The organism is Pedobacter sp. AK017, from assembly GCF_014200825.1.
Lineage (GTDB): Bacteria > Bacteroidota > Bacteroidia > Sphingobacteriales > Sphingobacteriaceae > Pedobacter > Pedobacter heparinus.
This window is the reverse complement of the sequence record NZ_JACHCW010000038.1, coordinates 1-5,433: the sequence shown is the minus strand read 5'-3', so window position 1 is coordinate 5,433 and position 5,433 is coordinate 1. Positions and strand designations below refer to the sequence as shown.

Here is a 5,433-nt window from a genome sequence, read left to right as displayed (position 1 = left end):
TTGGCACCTGCCCCATTGGAAAAGGTGCTTACCCCCCTGATGTAAAAGGCAGCCCCATCACTGCCGGGGATGCCCGATCGCTGCTGGGAAAAGAAACCGGGCAGGCGGCCGCTCAGGGTGTTCTGCAGACTGGCCGAAGGGTTCTGTCTGAGTTCCGACCCTTTAACCGAGCTTACCGAGCCCGTAACGGTCAGCTTCTTTTGGGTACCATAGCCCACTACTACCACTTCCGACAAGCCTTTGGCATCGGCAACAAGCGTTACCACCACGTTACTTTTGCCGTTCAGGTTCAGTTCCTGGGGTAAATAGCCAACGGAACTGATCAGTAAGATGTTCCCCGAACCCTTTAAAGTAAGTCGGAACCTGCCGTTTCCATCTGTAGAAGTGCCGTTGGCGGCCACTCCTTTTTCTGTAATGGATGCCCCTGGCAAAGCACCTGTATTGTCTTTAACCAGGCCTTCAACGATCCTGTTCTGTGCATGTGCAAAGCAACAGCTCAATAGCAGCCAGCTAAAGCTTAACCAGTATATATATGTCTTCATTTAAAATCTTTTGTAATTGTCATTAAACAGCATCTCGCTAAACCTTACCAGCCTTCATTCTGCACCAGGTTTGTATTTTTAGTGGTTTCCCCATAAGGCAGTGGAATATGGTACATGCGTGGTGCAAATACCACTGTTGCAGCTTCAAAAGGCTCGTAGGTAACAGTGCTGCCGTTTAAGGTAGCTTTCATGCCATGGAGTTTCCCATTCAGTACCTGCTGTGCAATTTTCCAGCGGCGGATATCCCAGAAACGGTGTTCCTCAAATGCCAGTTCTACCCGGCGCTCATTCTGGATCAGGGCCCGCATTTCCGTTTGCGAAATACCAGCCTTAATGCCATACCGGTTTCCGGTTCCTGCTTTGATCTTAGCTCTTATCCTCAGCAGTTTGATCTGGTTAACCGCATCTTCGGTGCGGTTCAGCTCATTTAATGCTTCTGCATAGTTCAGCAAAACTTCCGCATACCTGAAAATGATGAAATTATGGTCCTGGTTGGTATAGGTGGTATTGGTGGCAAAATTGGCCATGAACTTGCGCATGTAATAACCTGTACGTGTCTGTTCGGAGCCCGGGGTATTGGGTTTGTCCAAACCACCTTCATAGCTCTGTACTTTCCGCTTCAGCCAGTCGCTCCCGTTAAAAAAGAAGGTCAGTGCAAAACGGGAATCCCTGGCCGCATAAGGGTTGGCCAGTAAATGTGAGTTTGGCACAGGCACACCGGAATCGTTGGTATAGGCATCGGCAAGTTCCTGCGTCGGACTGGTCAGCCCCTTGCTAACCGCCCCGCTTTCAATAAAACCTACCGGTGCATTGTTACTTTCCACATCAAAGGTCTTCACCCGTTGTTTGGCCATGATCACTTCATTGTTTTTGCGTTTGATAAACACATCAATAAAATTGGCTTCCAGTGCATACTTGCCAATCAGCTCTTCAGCAGCATTCAGCGCATCCTGCCACCTGCTCTCTTTATAATCCAGGTAACCGGTAAGCGCTTTTTTTGCCGGATCAGTTTCAAAACCACCACCGTTAAAAAGCGGACTGGCGGCATAAAGCAGCAGCCTGCTCTTCAGTGCCAGTGCACAACCCCTGGTCATTCTGCCCAGGTCTGTATCTACAACAGGTTCTACCTGCAGTTTACCTTTAATGTCCTCACATTCAGAGACAATATAACTCACACATTCAGCAAAGGTGTTGCGGCTCACATCAATCTTATCGTTCAGCCCAAAGATCTTATCTCCTATCAAAGGGATGCCGCCATAACGTTTCAGCATCTCGAAATAAAGCATCGCCCTGATAAACCTGGCTTCTGCACGCCAGTATTGTTTGCGTTGTGCATCAGCAGGTACAATGTCAATATTTTTAAGGAATATATTTACCCTCCGTATGCCGGCATAACAATCACCCCAGGCAGCATCCGGATTATTGGCCGGGGTTAAACGTCCGTTCACAAAATATTCAACTGTAGAGGCATTGCGTGTAGGCAAAGCATCATCTGTACCTGCATCCAGCAGGTTTCCGCCTACACGGTTAAAGCCATCTGGCAAATAGGAATAAATATTGTTCAAAAACAGGTCTGCATATACCGCATTTCTGTCGCCTTCATCAAATATATAATCGACAGTCAGCCTTTCCAGTGGTTCTGTCTCTACTTTTTTACAGCCATTGATGCTTATCAGCACCATAACCATTACAATTAAAACAAGTCTGTTTTTTTTCATGTCTGCTTATAGTTTAATTGAAATACCGCCATTAATTACACGCTGTATCGGATAGGAACCTGGTTTCACTTCCGGATCTACCCGGTCAAAATCAGCGATGGTAAACAGGTTAAGTGCATTGGCAAATACCCTGATGTTGTCCAGTTTAATCTTTCTGGAAATTCTCATTGGAAGCGTGTAGCCCAGTTCTACCGTTTTTAGGCGCAGGTAATCGCCTGAATGCATCCAGTAAGAGGAAGTCTTATGGTTGTTTACATTGCTACCTGCCGTTAAACGCGGATAGCTGGCGCTGCCTGCAGTTTGTGGTGTCCAGCGGTCCAGCTGGAAAGGATAAGCCTGTCCGAAACCATTGCTCTGAAATTCCCATTCACTATTGCCGGTAAGCAGCATATTCCTGTTTTCTACACCTTGCAGCAATGCACTAAAATCAAGGCCCTTCCAGTTGAAACCCAATATAACACCATAAAAAAACAGTGGTTTGGTAGAACCTATAGGAGCCTCATCGTATTGGTCAATGATACCGTCATTGTTTAGGTCCTTGTATTTAATGTCACCCGGCTGTGGGGTATAGCCGGTTACCGCTACACTGCCGGCATCAACAGTCTGGTACAGGCCCTCGGCTATATATCCAAAAGGCTGTCCCACTGCCTGCCCTGTACGCTGCATCCAGCTGTACTGCTGAAATACCTCGTCGCTGTATATCACCCTGGACTTGACCAGACTCGCATTTCCTCCGATAAAATAGCTGAAATTACCGCTCTGTTGCTGCCATTTCAACTGAAAATCTGCTCCTGTATAACGGTTGATGCCGATGTTTTCGTCCGGATAATCGTTGCCCAGTACCGCACTGTTCCTGCCCCGCTGCATCAGCAGGTCATAATATTTGTTGTTAAAATACTGCACATCAAAAGCTAACCGCTGGTTTAGCACACTACCCTGCAAGCCTATGTTCAGCTTATCTGATTTTTCCCATCGGATGTCGGGATTGGCCAGTGTAGATTCTGTTACCCCATTTACCGTTGCAGGTGTAGCACCAAATACGTAACCCAATCCGGATGCATCCGTATAATATTGGTTAAATACGTAATAACCGGCCTTGTCCCAGCCTGTTTTGCCGTAAGAAGCGCTAAGTTTCAGGTCTTTCAGCCAGGAATCTTTCATAAAATCTTCCTGGTAAATGTTCCAGGCCAAACCAAGGGCCGGGAACAGGCCAAGTGGTGTGCCTTTAGGATAACGGTTAGAACGGTTCATTCCGAATGCCAGTTCTGCAATGTATTTTTTATTGAAATCGTAGGTCAGCTTGCCGGAAATCCCTGAATAGTTCAGGTCCAGGTCGCCATCTATCGAACGGGTATCACTATTGGCAGCCAGATAAACATCAATGCCATTTGCACCAAACCTGTTGCTGTACCCGGCAGAAAATTCTGCATATACCTGACGGTTGTTCTGCGAAACTGTACTGGCATTCGACTGGTCGCCGTTCACCCCAAAAACCCTGTAGCCGGTACCGGTATACTGGTAGGTGGCAAAGGTTTTATTGCGCATGGTACGCTGACTGGCAGAGGCAAAATAAGAAGCCATACCGCGTACCCATAGCCCTTTGGCCCAGGAATCCAGTTTACGGGTCAGCGAAACATCGGCAATCATGTCGCGGTTATAAGTGGCCTGATAACCTGCAGCCGTAGCCTGTCCGTATATATTATTGGTAAACTGCTGTACCCCACCCAAAGAACCGTCCGGATTAAATACCGGATAAGCATTATTGGGTGTATTGATCAGCGAACTGAAAATATTGGTTACTGTGCCACCCGGCTCCGTTCCGTTCATGATGCGCCCGAATAACCTTAAACCCAGTGTGGTCTGCCGATCCAGGTCTACCTCTATATTGGAGCGGACAATATATCTGGTAAGGCTCGAATTGGTACTGTATTTATTGGCATCGGATTCTTTGATCAGACCGCCCTGATTAAAATTCTCGAGCGAGATGAAATAACGTGTGGCATCTCCGCCACCATTTACATTCAGGTTGTACCTGCTTATAGGGGCTGCCGGGCGCAATACCTGATCTTTCCAGTTTACATCCGGATGCCCCGTCGGGTCTGTCCCGTTCCGGTAAGCTTCCAGATCGGCATTGCTGTATTTTGCGGCCAGCCCATCATTCCTCAGCGCCTCATTGTACAGGTTTGCATAGTCATAAGCATTTAAAAAATCGGGCATTTTCAAGGCTTGCTGTACACCAGTCTGTGCCGTAAAGGCAATTTTACGTTTTCCGTTAAACCCCTTCCGGGTAGTGATCAGCAAAGCCCCATTCGATCCGCGTACACCCAGCATGGCCGTAGCCAGGGCATCTTTAAGTACGGTAACCGATTCAATTTCCTCCGGGTCCAGCAAGGTTACCGAGCGTGGTATCCCATCAATGATCATTAAAGGCGATTGTCCCCTTAACTGCAAAGCTGCACCATCAAATCCCGGTTCGCCCGAGCTTTGGTTGGTGTACAGGCCCGATAAACGGCCGGTTAATATGTTATATAAACTCCCTGTCGGGGATTTCAGCAGGTCTGCTGTGTAAATTGCATCACTGGAGGCAATTTTAAAGGTATCGGAAACACTGCCTGATAAAAGCTGGGCAGGCTTTTTCCGCTTGAGCTTCAGGCTGTCCTGCCAGCCGGCTGATCCTGTTTTGAGCTGTGTCGCTGAAATCCGGAACTCATTCCTGATAACCGGACCGGCCGCTGGCGCTGACGCCATTGCCGATGAGCCGGAATACCATAAAATGGAAAAGTAAAATAGATATCTTCTCATTTGATTTAATTGGTTTTATGATTAGGTGTGCTTGTAATTATTTATTCATTTGTTGATTTTATAATTTAAAAGGAGAGCATTAATCCAATATTGTATATTCTTTGCGGCGGATAAGGATATTTGTCTCCACCGGAAGAGGCTTCGGGGTCTAGCTGATAGCGTTTATCGATCTTCGACCAGGTGATCAGATTGTAGCCATTGGTATAGATCCTGGCCGACTGCATCCTTAACCTTTTGACCATACCCTGGGGCAAACTGTAACTGAGTTCGGCCGACCTTAACCTGAGGTAATCACCCGGTACCAGCCAGTAGGTAGAAGGATAATCGGTAGAGCTGTTCAGGCCGCCAATGATGGAGGACAACCTCGGGTA

At 47.4% G+C, this 5,433-nt stretch carries 4 protein-coding genes; all 4 read right to left on the bottom strand.

The genetic code is table 11. The features are described 5' to 3' along the window. On the bottom strand, nucleotides 1-542 hold a 542-nt coding region (locus HDC92_RS24855), incomplete at its 3' end, for a carboxypeptidase-like regulatory domain-containing protein (RefSeq protein ID WP_183877568.1). Nucleotides 543-586: 44 nt separating this feature from the next. Next, a complete protein-coding gene (locus tag HDC92_RS24850; protein WP_221271017.1) occupies nucleotides 587-2,260 on the bottom strand; it encodes a RagB/SusD family nutrient uptake outer membrane protein in 1,674 nt (557 codons plus the stop codon). Between the two features lie 6 nt (nucleotides 2,261-2,266). After that, nucleotides 2,267-5,062 carry a SusC/RagA family TonB-linked outer membrane protein gene (locus HDC92_RS24845; RefSeq protein ID WP_183877567.1) on the bottom strand — a complete coding sequence of 932 codons (2,796 nt, stop codon included), beginning with the start codon at nucleotides 5,060-5,062 and terminating at the stop codon, nucleotides 2,267-2,269. 65 nt (nucleotides 5,063-5,127) lie between these two features. Then, nucleotides 5,128-5,433, bottom strand: a 306-nt coding sequence (locus HDC92_RS24840) for a hypothetical protein (RefSeq protein WP_183877066.1), incomplete at its 5' end; no start/stop codon positions are given.